A 14,901-nucleotide genomic window follows, 5' to 3' on the forward strand; every position below is an offset into this window, starting at 1 on the left:
ATTTTTCTGTAATTTTCTGTATTTTTCAAAATGTCCTTGCATTTCCTTTAAGTTTTTTGTAGAATAGTAGCTATATATTCAGATTATTCTGAAAATTCAAAAATAGGAGTGTTTATTATGTCACAAGTTACGTTATCAAACCAGTCAACCTGGGCAAGCAAACTAAAGGCAATGGGACCAGGAATCCTCATGGCTTCTGCCGCCGTTGGAGGCTCTCACATTGTATCCTCTACTCAAGCTGGTGGTTCTTATGGTTGGTCTCTACTCCTCTTGATTATCTTGGCCAATGTTTTTAAATATCCATTTTTCCGTTTTGGTGCCGAATACACGGCTGATACGGGAAAGACTTTGGTCGAAGGTTATGCCGAAAAAGGAAAAATCTATCTCTGGATTTTCTTTATCCTCAATGTCTTTTCAGCTATGGTCAATACAGCTGGAGTCGCTATCCTCTGCTCAGCCATCATCGCTAGCGCCTTCCCAATGATTGGACTTAGCATCACTCAATGGTCCCTCATCCTTGTTGCAGTCATTTGGGCCATGCTACTCTTTGGTGGCTATAAACTATTGGATGGTATGGCAAAATGGATCATGTCTGCTTTGACCATTGCAACAGTTCTTGCAGTTATCATTGCAGCAATTAAGCATCCAGAATACAGCTCTGATTTTGTCGAAAAGACACCTTGGCAAATGGCGGCCCTCCCTTTTATCGTTTCCCTCCTAGGATGGATGCCCGCCCCTATTGAGATTTCAGCCATCAATTCACTCTGGTCTGCTGAAAAGAAAAAGACCGTCAACTTTAATACAGTGGACGCTCTTTTCGACTTTAACGTTGGTTACATTGGAACTGCTATCCTAGCTGTATTCTTCGTGGCACTAGGAGCACTAATTCAGTATCCTACCGGGCAGGCAGTTGAAGCTGCTTCAGCCAAGTACATCTCTCAATTTGTGGGTATGTATGCCTCTGTTCTTGGAGAATGGTCCCGTTATTTGATTACCTTTATCGCCTTTCTTTGTATCTTTGGAACGGTCATCACCGTTATCGATGGCTACTCTCGTGTCAATCAGGAATCGCTACGACTATTGATTCGTCAAAAAGAGGATTCTCGCAAATCTTTGAACATCTGGATGACCATTACCGCTATCATTGGTATCGTCATCATCAAATTCTTTGCTGGTCAAGTTTCCACCATGCTTCGCTTTGCCATGATCGGTTCTTTCCTGACAACACCATTCTTTGCTCTTTTGAACTATGTATTGGTGACACGTGAGAATAAAAATCTTCCTTCCTGGCTAAAACTCCTTGCTATCGCAGGATTGATTTTCCTCTTTGGCTTTGCTATTTTCTTTATCTATGCACTTGCCATCGGAAAAGCAGGATAGTTTACAAAATGGCACCCTTACAGGGTGCTTTTTACATACACAAAAGCAGTTGAAAATCTCAACTGCCCCTCAGTACTACTTTATTTTTCTGTTTCTAACTCATACAAATCCGCAATAATTGCTGCGACCTTTTTAATATCTCCCAGCATGCCACGCATTTCAAAGTCTGCTAGGACCGGGAAGTCAAAACGCTGGCTATACTGCTTGGCTGTTAGGCAGTATTGATTGTTAAAATTGCGATTACCAGATCCCACTACCCCAAAACACTTACTAGCATTGTCTCCATAAGCGATAAAGTCGCCCACTGGAGTCGTTAGAATCTCAACATCGCCGTTATCGACACCATTTCCACCTTCCAGATAGGTCGGCAAGAAAGCGACATAGTGATGTTCCATTTCAAAGAATTCTTGGCCTTCCTTAACCAAATCCTTGATATGGATTTTTTGGACCTCAATTCCCTCATACTGAGACAAGAGATAGTCCTTGAGTCGGGTTACAAAACTCTCTGTATTCCCACTCAGACTGATATACACTAGGGATATTTTTTTCATATTGACCTCGATTTTTATTTTTGGATATTAAAAGAACTACCAAGATTGTAACTTGATAGTTCTCTTTTGTCAATACTTAGGCAACTTCCTCTGCTTCGGCTTCCTCGGCCAAATCTTTTTGCTGGCGCCACATCTTGTAGAAGACCAAGGCTAAAAAGAGGACGTTGATGATGATAAACAAAATATTCGTTCCTTGTGCTAATGCTCCCATTCCTAAGCCGAGGGTAGTATCTTTGATTAATTGAACCGCATCTTGAACGTTCATATAGCTATAAACCAAACCAACAATAGCTAGTAGAACATAGCCAATATAAGCATAGTTTGCAAATTGGACGTTTTTACGAACTAAGAACACAAAGGCTACCACAACTAAAATAGCAGATAAAACAATCAAAACTACATTAAAAATTGAGTGCGATGACGCTGTTACTTGGTAAGTATAGTTGACTGTGTCTTCTAATTGCTGAGCAGTAAGCGTCCCGCTATTCGCCAGGCTAGCACGAAGCACATCTTTACTTGGCAATGGACTCAAGATTCCAAATAATGACATAGATGAAATAAGGGCTGATAGGACTAACAAGACCCAAAGATAAATAGGATTCTTTTTCATGTTTTCCTCCATAAGATATTTTGAACATTATAGCATTTTTTGTACAGGAATACAACTTTTACAAGCTGGTTTCAACTTGTTTGCGATAGGCTTTCGGTGATTTTCCGCACAATTTACGGAAAACCTTGTAGAAATATCCAACATTACTGTAGCCAACTGCATAGCAAATATCTTCGATACTATCACTGGTCGAAAGCAAGAGTTGTTGCGCCGCCTTAATTCGCTGTTTATTGAGCAGTTCCGCAAAGGTTGAGTTGGTTTCCCTCTTGATCAGCTGACCGAGATAGACAGGATTGATAAAGAGATCCTTGCTAATATCCTTAAGTGAGAGCTCTTTCTGATAATCACGCCCAATCACCTCCAGCACGCTCACCACATTTTCATTCATGCGGTACTGGCCAAAGAACTTGGTCAAGGTTTCTTTGATATAGGCAACCAATTCTTCAAAGGTGTTAATGGCATGGATAGCTTTGACTATCTCGGTCATATCATCTGCTTTTAGGTGTTCAAACAAATGAAAGACATCCATGACAAACTGGGTAAAGAGTTGCTTCGTGATAGCCACGCGCGGGGTATTCTCCAAGACGATCTTCTCTAGCAGGGTTAATTCCTCGATGATTTGATTGATATTCCCTTGGATAATCACCCGATAAATCGGCTCATAATAAGCAAACAAACTCTCAGATTTTTCTAGATTGACTGAACCGTAGAAAAGGGCTTTTTCAGCGTTGATCTTCCAATTCTCAAAGGACTGCTGGTAGGGTGCTTCAAATGGTGTCACGACGATGCCATCTAGTGGCTGATCAGAGATAAAAATCTGCCAGTCTTGTCCCAAAACATAGTAAGGAATGGTAAAAGAGCCCTGCTTTTCCTTGGAAAGACCAATCCACCAGCTGTCTTTACCTGACAGGTAGTTCGTAAATCCTGTCTCATCCAATTCTTGACTGAGGGTCTGACTTTGTTCCACCTTTTCCTGAAGCTGCTGCGCAATCTTTTCTAATAAATGACCCAACTCCACCTTGTCTACTGGCTTGACCAGATAATCCACGACACTAAGGTTCATGGCTTTTTTGACGTAGTCAAACTCCTGATAACCAGACAGCAAGATATAATAGGTATCTGGAAGTAACTCTTTCATTTCCCTAATCATCTCAAGCCCGGTCTTATCTGGCATGTTGACATCGGAAATGACCACATCTACTGGATTTTTCTTAACATAGTCCAAAGCATCATCTGCGTGATTAGCTGTCGCGACGACTTGCATATCCCATTTTTCAAAGGGGATTAATCGCTTGAGCCCCTCTGTCACCATGTACTCATCGTCTACTAATAAAACTTTATACATTTCTACCCTTTCTATTCATCCTGGATAGTGATATGGTAACGAACACCCTCTTGCTCAGCTGACTCTACACTGATTTGGTAGCGATCCCCAAAGTAGAGAACAAAGCGTTCGTGTACATTTACTATTCCAATTGATTGCCGCTCCCCACTATAGCTTGCCTCGTGTTCAAAACTTCGTTGAGCTAATTTTTCTTGCAAGCTAGCTAGTTTCTCAGCGGGCATTCCTCGACCATTGTCTTCCACTAGGATCTCAACGAAGCCTTGGCCCTTCAAGACTTTGATACTGATGACATTATCCGTTCTGCGATGGTCCACACCATGGGCAAAGTAGTTTTCTACTAATGGTTGGAGTGTAAATTTTGGAATCCTCATTTCTTCCAATTCTGGTGCAATCTTGAAACCATAGGCAATGGATTTAGGATAACGCACCATACAGAGATAGCTATATTTTCGGCAAAATTCCAACTCCTGCTTCAAGGTCGTTTCCCGCTCGTCGGAGATATTGTTGCGTAACAAGCTACTAAATTCATAGATAATATCTGCCAGTTCATCCTGGCTTTCCATAACGGCATACATCCGTAAAAACTCCAGAGTATTGTACATAAAGTGAGGATTGATTTGAGCCTGCAGGGCTCGCATATTGGCATCCTTTTGACTGAGCTCTAGCTGATAGATATCGTGGATATTTTTTTCCAGGCGATCCAACATATCATTGGTTGTTTCTGCAATGAGAAGCAACTCTTGGTCTTTTTCAGAGGTATCGATTCGAAGGCCTTCTTTCCCTTGAGCAATCACCTCGATCGAATCTACTAGATCTACGACCTGCTTTTGGTAATTTGAAAAAGTCTGTCTAAGGGTCACGTACAAAATGATGATAAAGAGAATACTTAGCCCAATAATGACAGCTGAACTCGTCAAAGTTCCTGTAAGAACAAAATTTTTAGGAACAGCAACTCGAACCTGATAACCGTGAGAGGTAACACCTACAAACCAGTTTTCTCGCTCGGCTGATACCTTCTCCCCAATATGGAACATCTCGGTCTCAAAAGGCGAAGTTACTGTTACAGCCATTGGGATATGACCCCGAGTATTGTCAATAGCGCCATGTAAAACATCTGGGGATAGGGAGATATAAATCACTCCTAAATCCTTGTCAGACACAGGATCGGAAACGGGAATGGCAAAACTATTGGCTGTCGGCTTAAAACCCTCCGCAGGAATTTTCTCTCCACTACGTTTCTCTCTAGTCGAAACATAGACTTCCTTATAGTCCTGAAGAACAATGGCCACTCCAGTCACAAAATCATTCCGAACATATAGGTCATCAATATTTTCATACAGGGAAACCGAGATATAAGGCGAAGTTTTACGCTCTAATTGCCAATAGAAATAGTCTGGTGTGCTGAGACTGAAATACTTGTAAATCCCTTCGATGCGGGCCTGATTTTCAACCAAAGACTGAGCAAGTTGGGTTGACTCTCTGTGATAATATTCCACTTCACTCACTGTCCGAGTGGTCACACGTTCTGCAACCCTTTGGGCTTCTTTCTCACGCGAGTCCCAGTCAGCATACGAGAGCATAATCGCAAAACTGGCAATGACCACGATCATAACCAAACTATAAATCCGTAAAAGAGAGTGAAGCCAGAACTGCTTCATTCTATTTTGTCGCCAATTTTTCATGGATACTTTCATAAATAGGTTCCAACATATCACTGATAAAGAAATGCCACATTCCAATTCCTACAAAAAAGAGCAAGGCAGGCATATAATAACCAACTCCTACAAGGAGAGCGGACCCGAGTAAAACCTTGGCAATCGCAGGTAAGCTCATAAAAATCCCGATAAGGGACAGTTTCAAGGTGTTTTGGTAGGATAAATCAAAGTACACCTGAAGTTTCAAGGAAACAGTATAGGCTAGAAAGACAAGAGCAACTACAAGGACATTGAGAAAGGTCGCTAAGAGGTGGAAAATCGTTTGGTGGGGCAATTGAACTAGAAGATACAAACCATAAACTAAGACAAGATCCACAAACACAAAACTATAGAAAGCCAGATTGCTCTTGACAAAATTGCTCTTATACAATTCCCAAGCTTCCTTCAAATGGTATGCTCGATAGGTATACCCATGCTCCGCATACAAACTCATCAGAGTGGCACTAGCTGGTGCCAAACCAAAGACTACTCCTCCTGCTAGTGTTAATAGCCAGAAATAAGCCGTCGCCATCATTCCCAAAAAGATACGATTAAAGACGAATTCTAGAAATTTTCCCATGCTACTCTCCTTAAACTAACGATGTAACTATTATATCATATTTCAAGCGTTTTCAAAAATATAGAACTCCCATTTACAATCCTCAAAAAGCATGATACAATTGGTTTTGTTAATTTGCATCAAGGAGATTCTCATGAAGAAAAATATCTTAACCACCCTCTTGGCTGCCGTCCTCTACTTTCTCTGTGTAGGGATTGGAGTCTTCCTAGGACACCTGGTCGACCAAACAGGCAATATGTTCTACGCACCTGCCTTTTCTGCCCTTGTCGGTGGCAGTGTCTACATGCTTCTTTTGACGAAGGTCCCTCGTTTTGGCGCTATCACCACTCTAGGACTTTTTATGGCACTTTTCTTCCTAGCTAGCAAGCATGGCGCTGGTGCCTTTCTCCCAGGACTCGCCTGTGGTCTTGCAGCAGATGCCATCGCTCGACTCTTACCATAGATAGCTCCTGCAAATAAGAGAGAGAGGGCCAAAATATAGTAGTCCTTACGTTTTTCAAAAAAGTTTACCACAAAACCAATCAGTAAAACTACAGATAAGAGAAGGAAAAACTCATTCCCCTCGAAATAATTCATACCAGCCAAACTCCTTTACATTATCATCCCTTCTATAGCAAACTTTCTGACTTGCTAATTGGGGACCTTTATTTATTATAGCATATTTCTAAAAAGAAGCTTTATCCTTCTTGCATTTCGGTGAGAAAACAAAAAGGAGTCTCTTTGAACTCCTTCCATTTATTTATGACTTAATTTCTTGGTCAAGAAATCTCCCAAGAACTGGATCGTAAAGATAATCAAAATGATAATGATAGTCGCCAAGATGGTCACATCGTGATTGTAACGGTTAAATCCATAGGCAATGGCCACATTACCGATACCACCAGCACCAACTGCTCCTGCCATAGCTGTTTCACCAACAAGGGAAATCAAGGTCACAGTCGTCACACGAATCAAATCTGGAAGACCTTCGGATAGGTAAACACCCACGATATCCCAGAAGGTCGCTCCGCTTGCTTGAGCCGCCTCAATGACACCACCATCCAGTTCAGCCAAGACCACCTGCACCTGACGGGCAAAGAAGGCAAAGACCGCAAAAGAAAGTGGGACAAGGGCTGCATTTGGCCCGATGCTCGTCTTGACGATTAAGTGAGACAGTGGCGACATGATTGCCAAGAGGATGATGAAAGGAACCGCGCGGAAAATGGAGGTAATCTTGTCTAAAATCCAAAAGATAACCTTATTTTCCAAAACACCACCTGGCGCTGTCAAGACGAGGAAAAGACCTGCCACCAGCCCCAAGAATCCTCCGATGATGAAGGAAAGAACTGTCATATAAAGAGTTAGGTAGATAGCCGTTCCCCAGCCTGCCTGACCAGCCCAGCCCATCTTGTAGACATTTGGTAAGTAAGTTTGAATCAACTCTGTCATTTTACTGTCCTCCCTTCAATACTTTTAACTGGACACCAGCCTGACGGATGGCTTCTTGAGCACCTGCCAGCGCTGCCTTTTCACCTGACAAGACCACAACCAATTCTCCAACAGGAGTGCCATCGAGAATTTCGATATTTCCATAGAGGATATTGGCCGTTACTTGGTAATGTTTGTACAATTCATTCAAAAGTGGTTCGTCTGTCGAAGCCCCTGCATACTTGAGCTGCACTAAGATACTGTTCTCAGATAAATGTTCTACGATTTCTTGCTTCTCAATCTTGACCATGGCTTCATCAATACCTGTAGCTGTTGAGATAAAGTCCTGTGTCAAAGGTTGTTTAGGATCTGAGAAGATTTCAAGGACACTGCCCTCTTCAATCAAACGGCCATCCTGCATGACCGCCACACGATTAGCAATGTCTTTGACAATCTGCATTTCATGCGTAATCAAAACAACCGTCAAGCCTAATTTTTGGTTCAAATCTTGCAACAAGGACAAAATCTGCTTGGTTGTCTTAGGATCAAGGGCAGAAGTTGACTCATCTGAAATCAAGATTTTTGGGTCATTTGCCAAGGCACGCGCAATGGCCACACGCTGTTTTTGACCTCCAGATAGTTGTGAAGGGTAGTTTTCAGCACGATCCGCCAAGCCAACCAAGTCCAACAACTTAGCTACTTTGGCTTTCTTTTCTTCCTTGCTGAGTCCAGAATGTTTAAGGGCAAAGGCCACATTCTCCTCGGCCGTTTTCTGGCTCATAAGATTAAAGTGTTGGAAAATCATCCCGATATCTTGACGTTTCCGACGTAACTGTTCCGCCGTCAAAGTGACCTTACCATCAAAAATCACATCGTCATCAATGGTAATTTTCCCTGCAGATGGTTTTTGCAAGAGGTTAATCACCCGTACAAGGGTTGATTTCCCTGCTCCAGAATATCCAACGATTCCGTAGATATCCCCTTCTTGGATGTGAATAGTCACATCCTTGACCGCTGTGATGGTTCTTTTCTTTTGGTGAAAGGTCACATCAATCTGATCTAACTTGATAATATCTCTACTCATAGCTTCTAATCAGCTCCTCTACTAATTCAATATGGGTGTAGTAATCGGCGATTCGCACATTTTCATCTCCACCGTGGTCTCGACTATTGGCATTTCCTAGACCGAAGGCCACCATTGGTACCTCTAGGGCATCAAAGACCGTATGCATAGGTCCTGTCCCCGCTGTGGTCGGCAAGACTGAGACGCCCTGTGGATAGAATTTCTTGGCCAACTCGATCACATTGAGAATGGCCGGCGCGCTCATATCGCTTCGATAACTCATCTCTCCCAAGGTATAGTATAATTCTACCTTATCAAAGCCATTTTTGTCTAGCTGTTTCCGAATTTTTTCCAGAACATCATGCGGTTCTAGACCAGGAACCAAACGAACCTCTAGCTTAGCACTGGCTTCTGCTGGCAAAATAGTTTTAACCCCTTGCCCTTGATAACCTGACTGAATCCCTTCGATATTAAGGGCTGGCTCAAAAAAGAAACGTTTTAGAAAGGCTGCACGATCCTCTTGTAAGAGAGGTAATTCCAAACCATAAATGCGACTAATTTCCTCTGGATTGCGTTGGGCATAGGTATCTACCAAGGCTAGTTCTCGTTCATTTGGCCCTTGAACATCCTCGTACAAGCCTTCTACCAAGATACGTCCATCTGCGGCACGTAGGCTACTTAAGGCCTGGATAAGATACCACGGTGCTGACTCCACGACACCACCATAACTCGAGTGGATATCCACATCCGCACTCTTCACCTTAGCATCAAAGGTCACAATCCCCTTGTTTCCACCAGAAATTTCTAACTGTTCCAAGGCATTTTTGGTTCCTTGTTCCCAGACCAACAAATCCGCCCCACGGAGTTTGTCCGCGTGTTTCTCTAAATACTTATCTAGATCCATGGAAGCAGATTCCTCTGCCCCTTCCATGATAAAGCTGATATTGACAGGCAGGTCATCATGGTGCTGCATATACTTTCTCAAAGCACTCAAACGAGCTGTGATGTGGCCTTTGTCGTCGTCAACCCCACGCCCATACATAAAGCCATTTCGCACAGAAAGGGTAAAAGGATTCTCTGTCCACACCTGGTCGCCATCCGCTGGCACGGTGTCATAGTGATTATAGAAGATCAAGGTCTTGGCATCCGGACGCGAACTCTTGAAATGCGCCATGACAAAGGGAGCCGTGTAGCTCTCATCAATCTCCACTTCAGCCCCCACACGCTTGAAAATCTCACCCAGATAGTTTGCGACTTCCTTGAGTCCAACCTGCTGGGCAAAGACGGATTTCTTGGAAATTAAGGTGCGTAAGACTTCGAAATAATGTTGGGCCACATGATCCTTCTCAAATTTTTCAATCTGCTCTTGTTCGCTAGGAAAAACCATTTTCTCTCTCTTTCTACTACGTACTTGTGTCTTCAGAACGACCACAAGTGCCTCTTTAAAATCAACTCTCTATACAAAAGTAAGAGGTGGAAACTCTCTCCCACCTCCCTGTGTCTTATTACCAAACTGGTTGGTCCAAACCGTCTGATGTTTCTTCGATAACTTTTTTCACTTCATCAGTGTGGTAAGCTGCGATAATTTTCTTGATAGCATCAGCCTTAGGTGATGATTCCCAATCTTTTTTCGCAACAATGATGTTGTACCATTGTTTTGAGTTTTCATCAGCTTGTTCTTTGAAGAGTGCTTTCTTGTAGTCCAATTTTGCTTCTGTAACGAAGGTATTGTTTACAACGGCAGCATCAACTGATGACAATGAACGAGCTGTTTGGCTAGCGTCCAATTCAGTAATCTTCAAGTTCTTTGGATTTTCTGTGATATTAGCAACTGTTGCAAGGGCAGTTCCAGAAACATCCAATTTGATCAAACCAGCTGATTGAAGCAAGTAAAGTGCACGACTTTCGTTTGTTGCATCGTTTGGTACGGCGATTTCACCGTTATCTGGGATTTCTTCCACTTTGGTGTACTTGTTTTCTTCCCCATTTTTACCTGAGTAAAGGCGGATTGGTGAGATGTAGGTATCTGCAATCGCTACAAGATCTTTCCCGTTTTCTTTGTTCCAGTTGTTCAAGAAGTTGTAGTGTTGGAAAGCATTCAAGTCTACTTCGCCATCAGCAGTTGCCTTGTTTGGTTGTGAATAATCTGTGAACTCTGTGAATTCCAATTTAATTCCATCTTTTTCAACCAATTCTTGGATTTTATCCCAACGCGCTTCTTCAGAACCGCTACGGTTAACTGTTGCAATTTTGACAACTGTTTCGTTGTCTGCTTTCTTTTCTGAATTTCCGCAAGCTGCAAGAGCCAAACCTGCAACTGTAGCAAGAGCTGCTACACCGAGCCATTTTTTAATTTTCATGATTCTTTCTCCTTTAAAAATAATACCGTAATAGTATCTCATACTTTATTTGAATTAGCAAATTGTTATTAGATAGGCAGACATATAGTTTGAAACTATATACCTGAAAATTGAGAAATCATCCGTCTTTCTCAGACTGGATGATTTCATACGACTATTTAATATCAGCTTCTGCTGGGAGATAAGTGTCTCCGAAGAACTGTTTAGACAATTTTTCAAGAGTTCCGTCTTTGTAGAGTTCTTGGATACGTTTGTCTACAAATGATTTCAACTCATCTTGACCTTTAGCAAGAAGTGGGTAAACGTAAGGTTGTTGGTCGCTTGGAAGTTCAATGACTTTCAAGTTGTCCAAACCTTGGTTCTTGATAACTGTTTCAACACCGATCTTATCAAAGATCTTGTAGTCAAACTGACCATCGCTCAAACGAGACATGATTTGTTGGAAATCAGCCTTGGTGTAGTTAAGAACAGTTGGATTGTCTGCGTGTTGTTTGTTATAATCTTCTAGCTGTTTAGCTGATGTTGTCCCTTGAACAACCTCAGTAGACTTGCCTCCGATATCATCAAGTGATTTGATGCTGTCGTCGTCTTTCTTCACAACGAGAACGTTAGGGTTTTTAGCAGTTGGAGCTGCATAAAGGTACTTTTCAGCGCGTTCTTTGGTATAGCTGATATTGTTCACAGCCATTTGATAACGGTCGCTATCAAGACCTGCAAAGACACCTGACCACTCTGTCTTTTCAAACTTGATATCGTATTTGTCAGAGTCTTTAAAGATAGCACGGACTACTTCAATCTCATAACCAGTCAACTCGCCATTTTCTTCGTAGTTAAATGGTTTTGGTGAAGCATTGGTTGCAACGATAATTTCTTTCTTACCAGATGCTGCTTCGCTAGTTGCAGTATCTTTCTTATCTCCACCTGAGCAAGCTGCTAGTACACCTGCGGCAACAAGTCCTAGAGCAGCAAGAGATGAATATTTGACGATTTTTTTCATGTCATTTCCTCCAAAATAGAATACTTTACTATCTTAACAGAAAATATTTTTTTTCGCCATTATATGATATCTATCTCGGTGATAGGTTTTTTTTATGGCTGTTTTAAAAAACCAGACGCAAGACTGCAATCAAGACTACCCCAAAAAGAACCGTACCTACTAGATTGCGGTAGCGAAAGGCTACCCAAGCCGTTGGAAAGACTGCTAAAAAGTCCAGCCATTTGATTTGAGGAAGACTGCCAACTTTGCCAGTCACTACGCTTGAAAGAATCAAGGCAAAGATAATGGAAACAGGCAAAAACTTCAAAAACCGCTCGACGATAGCTGGCAAGCCCTTGTACTTAACCAAGATGAAGGGAATCATACGGGGAATCCAAGTCACTAGGCCTGAAAAGATAACGGCTAACAAAAGATATTTACTGACCATCTAAGACCACCCCCATGGTACAACCTAGCAAGGTCGCAAACAGAACAGCTAGCGACTGAGACACTACTGTCAAGAGCAAAAAGAAAGACACCGCAACAACGGCTAGGATCCGCAGCAGATTCCGTACAGGAACCCGTCTTTGCATAATCTGAAATTGTGAAGTAAAAATTCCGATAAACATCCCAACAAGGGCAAAGTCTAATCCAAAGACTTCAGGATTTGGCAGAAGCCCACCTAAAGCTGTCCCCGCCACTGTCCCAATAAACCAGGCTACATAACTATTGAGATTGTTCCCGTGCATCCACATGGGATGAACCTTGTCTGTATGGGCTAATTCTCCCATCAAAACCCCATAGGTCTCATCTGTCAGGAGACTGGACATGCCGATATTTTGCCAGAGACTAGTATGACGGAAATAAGTCGATGCATGCAAGCTCAGCAAAAAGAGTCGCAAGTTGATCAAAAAGACCGTCATAGCAATAGCTGCCACAGGCGCTTGGACCGCAATCAGTGCCAACATGGCAAACTGGGCGCTCCCAGCATAAACAAAGAGGCTCATCAAGCCCATCTCAACAGGTGTCACATAGGGCGCACCGATAATCCCACAAGCCAGACCAATACTGACATAGCCAAGGGCAGTCGGCATGGCTGCCTGTACACCTTCCCAAAATCCTTTTTCTTTCATCCTTCTCCTCATATTCTCTCCAATTGAGGCTGTTCATCATCACAGCCACAGCACGGACTATTATAACATATTCAGGAATGAGAAAAAAGTTTCGGAATCGAAACTAAGTGCTAGCAAAAAGTGCTGAAGAGGAAGCATCATGGATACATGAGAAATTGATCCACTCGGATAGTATACTTATCGATTTCTGTGTCTGTAGCATATTTATTTTCTGTTGGATAGACATCGATCCAGAGTTCCCACTGTTGTCCTTTTAACTTGACCTTGTAGCGATAACCGTCATCATAGAGGCCTACTGTATCAGTTGTCATGGACTGGTAATCTGGAAGAGCTTCAATTTCTTTTTTTATAGTCTGGGATAGATTGTTGAGCACTACTTGTTGCTCCCCTTTTGAAGCTACAGGAATATGAGCTGTCGCTTCCTCCAAGCGATGCGATTTTGAAAATGTGAATCTTACTCGACCTGCAAGGCCCTTCAAAGAAATATTTTCATAATCATAGAAAAGGCGGCCTGTTTTATAGAAATAAGGGTCTTCTGCACGCCAAGTATCGCGATAAGCCATTTCCTCTTCTTCCACCACTTGGCTAGCCTCTCCAAATACTTCTTCAAAGGATTTAACAGGCATACCGAAAGAAAGGGATTCAAACCAGACCAGTTGCGTCTTTTTGATATGATGGCAAGCTGATAAAAGCATGAGTAAAGCTCCAAGAGCAAGTAAACTACTAATTATTTTTGTAATTTTCATATATCTACTATACAAGAAAAGTCTCAGACTGACAAACTTTGGATTTTCCGATTACATTTTGAGATTTGTTCTCTGAATTATGAGGAAACAAAGGACTAATCAAAAATTAGTAACAGACAGTCAAAATAAAAAAAGACTGAAAAAACAGTCTTATTTATAATACTTAGCTAGTCAGTTCTTTTGTTTTTATGATTGGCAGAAACTCTAAAATAACAAGGGCAGAATTTGACCAATACCATTGTAGACTATATGCAGTCCAATAGGCCAATAAATGGACTTGGTTACTCTAAATAAGACTGCAAATATGAGACCACCACCCATATATGAGAAAAAGTCTGTCAAAACCCAACCATGATTACTAATGTGCAAGATTCCAAACAAAGCAGCAGATCCAAGCACATCCAGTCCCCATTTCTTCCCTTTTTCCAGAGCGGTCATCACCAATCCACGATAAATTATCTCTTCAAAAATGGGACCTGCAATTACAGGATAGAAAAAATACATCAAAAATGCTGTAGCTCCTGTAAAAGTAGGAACATCCAGTTGATAAGCAATTTCATTTTTGGTAGGGGGGAAAATAAAAAAGGTTACAAAATTCCAAATAACAAAAGCTAGGAGGGCTAGGAAGGAATAAAAAAGATAGGATCCCTTAAATTTTCTACTATTGATTTTCTGCCATTTCCCTGACCAAACCATAACAATAATAGCAAGCAGAACCACAAGAAAATTCAACAACATATCTGACAAATAATAGGCAAAATCAGATAGGCCCGCAGCAAGGTCGCTGTGTAAGAGCAGACGAATGAAGAACTGGTCAGCAATGACAAGTAGAATCGTTACAAACAAGTAATAGCGTGAGATTATCTTTTTCATTTTATTTTCTCCTATACTATGAAATAAAGGCAGCATAACACGAAATCTGTTCCAGTTCGAAGTTGGATAGCTGGGATGCTGTCAGTCCATCACAAGCCACATCTGACTGCTTGAGTTTTCTCGCCAGGCGCAATTCCTTGTAAAATTCTCCCAATTCCATTCTCCCAATCATCTGACCACCTC

15 protein-coding genes and 3 pseudogenes are annotated in these 14,901 nt (G+C 41.9%); 2 read left to right on the forward strand and 16 right to left on the reverse strand.

The window, feature by feature from the left end; translation table 11 throughout:
• Positions 1-117: 117 nt before the first annotated feature.
• Positions 118-1,380, forward strand: a complete 1,263-nt coding sequence (locus SOR_RS08880) for an NRAMP family divalent metal transporter (protein WP_000084701.1) — start codon at positions 118-120, stop codon at positions 1,378-1,380.
• Between the two features lie 80 nt (positions 1,381-1,460).
• Here SOR_RS08880 and nrdI read toward each other — a convergent pair whose 3' ends face one another.
• The 5 genes from nrdI to SOR_RS08905 all read right to left on the reverse strand — a co-directional run bounded on the left by nrdI (position 1,461) and on the right by SOR_RS08905 (position 6,160).
• Entirely contained in the window at positions 1,461-1,931 is a 471-nt protein-coding gene (gene nrdI, locus SOR_RS08885) for a class Ib ribonucleoside-diphosphate reductase assembly flavoprotein NrdI (RefSeq protein WP_000724239.1), read from the reverse strand.
• A gap of 76 nt (positions 1,932-2,007) precedes the next feature.
• A complete protein-coding gene (locus SOR_RS08890; protein WP_000740041.1) occupies positions 2,008-2,541 on the reverse strand; it encodes an ABC transporter permease in 534 nt (177 codons plus the stop codon).
• A 58-nt stretch (positions 2,542-2,599) separates the two neighbouring features.
• Positions 2,600-3,886 carry a response regulator transcription factor gene (locus tag SOR_RS08895; RefSeq protein WP_000278918.1) on the reverse strand — a complete coding sequence of 429 codons (1,287 nt, stop codon included), beginning with the start codon at positions 3,884-3,886 and terminating at the stop codon, positions 2,600-2,602.
• 11 nt (positions 3,887-3,897) lie between these two features.
• Positions 3,898-5,568: a sensor histidine kinase gene (locus tag SOR_RS08900; protein WP_000800571.1), complete on the reverse strand. Its 1,671-nt coding sequence runs from the start codon at positions 5,566-5,568 to the stop codon at positions 3,898-3,900.
• Complete coding sequence (locus SOR_RS08905; RefSeq protein WP_000514466.1) at positions 5,546-6,160, reverse strand: YesL family protein; 615 nt, start codon at positions 6,158-6,160, stop codon at positions 5,546-5,548. Before SOR_RS08905 ends, SOR_RS08900 begins: the two co-directional genes overlap by 23 nt.
• Positions 6,161-6,293: 133 nt before the next feature.
• On the opposite strand from SOR_RS08905, the pseudogene SOR_RS08910 reads away from it, so the two are divergent.
• Positions 6,294-6,593 (forward strand): annotated as a pseudogene (locus SOR_RS08910) (MptD family putative ECF transporter S component); the annotation flags it as partial.
• Here SOR_RS08910 and SOR_RS10365 read toward each other — a convergent pair.
• From SOR_RS10365 to SOR_RS10000, 11 genes and pseudogenes are all read right to left on the reverse strand, one after another.
• Positions 6,581-6,736, reverse strand: a pseudogene (locus SOR_RS10365) (D-alanyl-lipoteichoic acid biosynthesis protein DltB); the annotation flags it as partial. The pseudogenes SOR_RS08910 and SOR_RS10365 sit on opposite strands and share 13 nt — an antisense overlap.
• A 159-nt stretch (positions 6,737-6,895) precedes the next feature.
• Positions 6,896-7,588 (reverse strand): methionine ABC transporter permease, encoded by a 693-nt coding sequence (locus tag SOR_RS08915; protein WP_000137507.1) that lies wholly within the window; start codon positions 7,586-7,588, stop codon positions 6,896-6,898.
• A 1-nt stretch (position 7,589) separates the two neighbouring features.
• Positions 7,590-8,651 carry a methionine ABC transporter ATP-binding protein gene (locus tag SOR_RS08920; protein ID WP_000085684.1) on the reverse strand — a complete coding sequence of 354 codons (1,062 nt, stop codon included), beginning with the start codon at positions 8,649-8,651 and terminating at the stop codon, positions 7,590-7,592.
• Positions 8,644-10,017, reverse strand: a complete 1,374-nt coding sequence (locus SOR_RS08925; RefSeq protein ID WP_000231794.1) for a M20 family metallopeptidase — start codon at positions 10,015-10,017, stop codon at positions 8,644-8,646. Before SOR_RS08925 ends, SOR_RS08920 begins: the two co-directional genes overlap by 8 nt.
• Before the next feature lie 118 nt (positions 10,018-10,135).
• Positions 10,136-10,990 (reverse strand): MetQ/NlpA family ABC transporter substrate-binding protein, encoded by an 855-nt coding sequence (locus SOR_RS08930; RefSeq protein WP_000694527.1) that lies wholly within the window; start codon positions 10,988-10,990, stop codon positions 10,136-10,138.
• A 154-nt stretch (positions 10,991-11,144) separates the two neighbouring features.
• A complete protein-coding gene (locus SOR_RS08935; RefSeq protein WP_000724965.1) occupies positions 11,145-11,987 on the reverse strand; it encodes an amino acid ABC transporter substrate-binding protein in 843 nt (280 codons plus the stop codon).
• A gap of 103 nt (positions 11,988-12,090) precedes the next feature.
• Positions 12,091-12,414 (reverse strand): AzlD domain-containing protein, encoded by a 324-nt coding sequence (locus SOR_RS08940; RefSeq protein ID WP_000253936.1) that lies wholly within the window; start codon positions 12,412-12,414, stop codon positions 12,091-12,093.
• Positions 12,404-13,099 carry an AzlC family ABC transporter permease gene (locus SOR_RS08945; protein WP_000659754.1) on the reverse strand — a complete coding sequence of 232 codons (696 nt, stop codon included), beginning with the start codon at positions 13,097-13,099 and terminating at the stop codon, positions 12,404-12,406. Before SOR_RS08945 ends, SOR_RS08940 begins: the two co-directional genes overlap by 11 nt.
• A gap of 137 nt (positions 13,100-13,236) precedes the next feature.
• On the reverse strand, positions 13,237-13,845 hold the full coding sequence (locus SOR_RS08950) for a hypothetical protein (protein ID WP_013670289.1): 609 nt from the start codon (positions 13,843-13,845) through the stop codon (positions 13,237-13,239).
• Positions 13,846-14,049: 204 nt separating this feature from the next.
• A complete protein-coding gene (locus SOR_RS08955; RefSeq protein WP_000720902.1) occupies positions 14,050-14,718 on the reverse strand; it encodes a CPBP family intramembrane glutamic endopeptidase in 669 nt (222 codons plus the stop codon).
• Between the two features lie 46 nt (positions 14,719-14,764).
• Positions 14,765-14,890, reverse strand: a pseudogene (locus SOR_RS10000) (XRE family transcriptional regulator); the annotation flags it as partial.
• Positions 14,891-14,901 lie beyond the last annotated feature (11 nt).

This window comes from Streptococcus oralis Uo5 (assembly GCF_000253155.1).
Lineage (GTDB): Bacteria > Bacillota > Bacilli > Lactobacillales > Streptococcaceae > Streptococcus > Streptococcus oralis_L.